This is a genomic window from Methylobacterium nigriterrae, from assembly GCF_037106235.1.
GTDB classification, from domain to species: domain Bacteria; phylum Pseudomonadota; class Alphaproteobacteria; order Rhizobiales; family Beijerinckiaceae; genus Methylobacterium; species Methylobacterium nigriterrae.
This window is the reverse complement of record NZ_JBAWTG010000911.1, coordinates 1-267: the sequence shown is the minus strand read 5'-3', so window position 1 is coordinate 267 and position 267 is coordinate 1. Positions and strand designations below refer to the sequence as shown.

1 protein-coding gene is annotated in these 267 nt (G+C 73.0%); it reads right to left on the bottom strand.

From position 1 onward, the window contains the following. A partial coding sequence (locus WDW90_RS39655) for a diguanylate cyclase domain-containing protein (RefSeq protein ID WP_336493063.1) occupies positions 1-267 on the bottom strand: 267 nt, incomplete at both ends.

The window sequence follows — 267 nt, the reverse complement described above, 5'->3', positions numbered from 1 at the left end:
CGTGTCTCCGCGGACACAGACGGAAACGTTCGGAGGCCGCGGAGAGAGCGATCCCTTCCCCGGGAACGGCCCGCGGGCAGGATAGCGATGAACTCCTCGCCGCCGTAGCGGCCGGCGAAAGCCCCCGGCGGCATGGCCGCCTGGATCGCCGCCGCCACGGCGATCAGGCAGCGGTCGCCCGCCGTGTGGCCGGCGCTGTCGCCTCGAACAGGCGCCCGAGGTCCGGCCCGTCGAGGTCGTGGAAGCCGAGCGAGCGGCTCATCATCA